Annotated in this window: 1 protein-coding gene and 1 pseudogene; both read right to left on the bottom strand. The window is 27.5% G+C overall.

The genetic code is table 11. The features are described 5' to 3' along the window. Positions 1-159 precede the first annotated feature (159 nt). Positions 160-810 carry a DUF1911 domain-containing protein gene (locus L8W69_RS09125; RefSeq protein ID WP_263666984.1) on the bottom strand — a complete coding sequence of 217 codons (651 nt, stop codon included), beginning with the start codon at positions 808-810 and terminating at the stop codon, positions 160-162. A gap of 3 nt (positions 811-813) precedes the next feature. Further along, positions 814-1,354, bottom strand: a pseudogene (locus tag L8W69_RS09120) (hypothetical protein); the annotation flags it as partial.

Here is a 1,354-nt window from a genome sequence, read left to right as displayed (position 1 = left end):
ATTAACCTTACCTCCATGTATGCATAATAAAGTATTATCTTCTAATATAGGATGCAAACAAGAAGTATCAGGACTTATATCAATATCTTTTATTCTAGGAAGAGTTATTTTTCTTTTTTTAGCCATAAAAAGCCTTGTGGGTTTTTAAACCCACTAAGATTATATTAAATCATAAGGAAAGTATTTATACTGTTTAAATTCTTCTTTATCCAAATTCATTAGTTTTACAATTGCAGCACCTTCAAGATCCCAGGTATCTAAAGGATCCCTTAACCTTGTATGTTTTTTCATATATTTATGTAAAAACTCAATATCTTGTGTGGCTATAAATTCTTTAATCAGTTCATGTTCTTTGCAAACACATTTGCGTTCTAAATTTAAATTCTTACCCTTAGAACCTATAAAATGTAAAAACCAATCTCTATTGAGTATATCCCTTCTTTTTCTCTCATCTTCTTCTATTAATTCTAGCAAACAAGTAGTATCCATATCTAATAATACTCTAACGCAAAGTTCAATAGCATTTCCCCTGTAATAGCCAATATCAATTGCAAATTCTAAACGATTTTTTTCTTTTAATAGCATAAGTGCTTCTAAATCTTTTTTAACTATGTTTATATCATCACCGCGAGAGTATTTATCTAAAGCAATACATTTTTTTCCATCTGTTATAGAAAAAAAATAATTTTCCCTTCTTTCATCTCCTAGTGGAAGTTCTAAGAGTCTTTTTTCATCTTCTTTAACTTCTTCTTCCCATTCTAATATACGTTCAGTAAAATACGCTTCATCTTTCTTAGTATTTCTTAACATTTTCTATCCTTTAGGTTTTTTAATTTTATTTGCATCTTTATCTAAATAATGAATGGTTTCTTTGCCTCCTTCATCAACATGAAATAAATCTTTTCTGATTTCATCATTGCTATTTTCCTTAAGAAGTTTTTTTATTTCCTTTGCTTGTTTTTCCCCTACAATACCAAGTCTATTTTTATCCTTTTCTGTTATCCAATCATCACTCATTTGCTTAGTTTTTCTATTTAACTTGCTTGTTCCAAACTTAGCTTCTGCGATGATATATTTTGGATTTTTATTGGGGTTATAATAAATTCCATCAATTCCTTGATGAATTTTATCATCAAGTCCTTGAACTTTGTTTAAGCTAATTCTTTTATAGCCTTGATTTAAATAATGCAAATGCATTTTAGCTTCGCCATAATTTCCTTTTTGTTTATTGCTTAATTTATCAATGCCATTTAATTTTTGTATCTTTTTTTCCATATTTGCTAAAACTTTTTTAGCTTCTTTTTGTTGTGCTTGAACTTCTTTTAAAAATACTTGTTGTTTATTTACTTGTTTT

The organism is Campylobacter sp. CNRCH_2016_3089 (genome assembly GCF_025772505.1).
Lineage (GTDB): Bacteria > Campylobacterota > Campylobacteria > Campylobacterales > Campylobacteraceae > Campylobacter_D > Campylobacter_D lari_D.
Note: the sequence above shows the minus strand (reverse complement) of the source record. Positions and strands in the feature narration are given on the sequence as shown.